This window comes from Rhodopseudomonas sp. B29 (genome assembly GCF_000333455.1).
Classification (GTDB): Bacteria; Pseudomonadota; Alphaproteobacteria; order Rhizobiales; family Xanthobacteraceae; genus Rhodopseudomonas.
On the sequence record NZ_BADD01000491.1, the window covers coordinates 1 to 2,181 of the forward strand.

General features: G+C 64.5%; 2 protein-coding genes. One reads left to right on the plus strand and one right to left on the minus strand.

Features of this window, described 5'->3' with window-relative positions; translation table 11 throughout:
- Positions 1 to 560, minus strand: a 560-nt coding sequence (locus tag I5M_RS17445; protein ID WP_244432042.1) for a PAS-domain containing protein, incomplete at its 3' end; no start/stop codon positions are given.
- Positions 561 to 779: 219 nt separating this feature from the next.
- Between I5M_RS17445 and I5M_RS17450 the strand changes: the two genes are divergently transcribed.
- A complete protein-coding gene (locus I5M_RS17450) occupies positions 780 to 1,880 on the plus strand; it encodes an NAD(P)/FAD-dependent oxidoreductase (protein WP_022722569.1) in 1,101 nt (366 codons plus the stop codon).
- Positions 1,881 to 2,181: the final 301 nt, after the last annotated feature.

Genomic DNA, 2,181 nt, shown 5'->3' on the forward strand with positions numbered 1-2,181 from the left:
CAGGACTGTTTGGTGGTGGTGAGCTGCTTCGACAACCGGCGCAGCTCGGTGCAGTCGTCGTGGGTGGCGATGGTGCCGCCATTGGCGAGCCGAGAGAACTTGATCTGCACCGACCGACCATCCGGCAGCTCGCTGACATAGCCGTCAGCCGAATGGACCTGGCGGGTGAATTCGTCGTTGCTGACGTCGACCTGACCGCGGGCCCGGCGCAGCTCCAGCAATTCGCGGCCGGTGATGCCATAACGAACGTCGGCGCGCTTCAGCCCATAGATATCCAGATAGCGATCGTTGCAGAATACGACGCGGCCCCTGGCGTCGACGATCACCACGCCCTGGCGCAGCTTGTTGAGCACCGAATCGACCAGGATGTTCTTGCGGAGTTGAGACCGGCGCTGCCGTCGCAGCAGCGAGGTCGCCCACAGCGCGATGGCGCTGGTGAAACAGGCGAGCACGAAACCGCCGATCAGGAGTTCCCAGACGAGTTCGGGATCAAGCCCGCCGATTTGACTTGGGGCTACGAAGCCGGAGGCAGCCTGCGCACCAGTCGCCTGCGCTGTCACGCAGAGGACCGCCACAAACCACAATGTAACCCCGCCGGCCTGCCGCTTCCTCACCGCCATGTAACCACCCGGAGATTTCGGCCGGATATTCAATCAGCACGGGTTTGGATCACGTAAACACCACATCCGCGCACGGCACCTCTGACACAATTTTCATCAATTGACGGACAGTGGTTAATCCCGTGATAACGCGTTGAACTTTTTGGAATGGTGGGTGCGATGGACGAGGTTGAATGCGTGGTCGCCGGTGCCGGCGTGGTCGGTCTGGCGATCGCGCGCGCTTTGGCACAAGCGGGCCGCGAGGTCATCGTGCTCGAAGAGGCTGAGACCGTCGGCACCGTCACCTCGGCGCGCAACAGCGAGGTAATCCACGCCGGAATTTATTACCGCGCCGGCAGCCTGATGGCGGAGCTCTGCGTCCGCGGCAAGCGCGCGCTCTACGCCTATTGCGCCGACCATGGCGTGCCGCATCGGAATTGCGGCAAGCTGATCGTCGCCACGACGGCGCATGAAGCCGAGCGGCTGGCGGCGATCCGCGCCCATGCGGAAGCCAACGGCGTCGATGATCTGCAGGCGCTGAGCGGTCCCGAGGCGCAGGCCTTGGAACCGTCGCTCGCTTGCGTCGCCGCGCTGCTGTCACCCTCGACCGGCATCATCGACAGCCACGGCTACATGCTGGCGCTACGTGGTGACGCCGAGGAGGCCGGCGCCGCCTTCGCGTTTCATTCACCATTGCTGAACGCACGCAAGACCGACGACGGCTTCGCGCTCGACGTCGGCGGCGCAGACCCGATGACGCTGGGTTGCCGGCTCCTGATCAACGCCGCAGGACACGGCGCGCCTGCGCTGGCGCGCGCGATCGACGCAATGCCGACCGATCAGGTGCCGAGCGGCTACTACGCGAAAGGGAACTACTTTAGTTGTAGTACACGGGCGCCGTTCTCGCGGCTGATCTATCCGGTTCCGGAGCCCGGCGGACTCGGCGTTCATCTGACGCTCGACCTCGCCGGTCAGGCGCGGTTCGGCCCCGATGTCGAATGGGTCGAGACGATGGACTACGAAGTCGACCCGGCAAGGTCGGCGCGGTTCTATCCGGCGATCCGCAAGTACTGGCCGGAGCTGCCTGACGGCGCGCTGCAACCGGCTTACTCCGGCATTCGGCCCAAGATCGTGCCGCCGGCAGTCGCGGTGCAGGACTTCGTCATCCAGGGGCCGCAACAGCACGGCGTCGGCGGACTGATCAATTTGTTCGGGATCGAGTCACCGGGGCTGACCGCGTCGCTGGCGATCGCCGACCACGTCGCGGCGCTCGCATCCTGATCTCCCAGCCGATCAGTTACGGAGCGTAGCAACAGGCACGCCAATCAGCTCGCCGAGAGTAGGTTGAGCGAAGCTGCGAAACCCCAGCCGGGGACGGCCGCGCGACGCTGCATGAGCGTCACGGGCCGGTGGCCGGTGCTGCTGAGCGAGGGAATGATTAATGGAGGGACGGTCGGAGGATTGTCTGAGCTTGGGCGATCTGGTCCCGAACATCAGCTTGCGGCGCTTGAGTTCCGGCGATACGCACCTCGTCCGTCGAAGGATGGGTGAGGGCATCGTGCAACTCGGATTCCAGAATTTT

Excerpts from the sequence above, each read along its gene's own strand:
- I5M_RS17450 (WP_022722569.1), top strand. The coding sequence starts at position 780 with ATGGACGAGGTTGAATGCGTGGTCGCCGGTGCCGGCGTGGTCGGTCTG.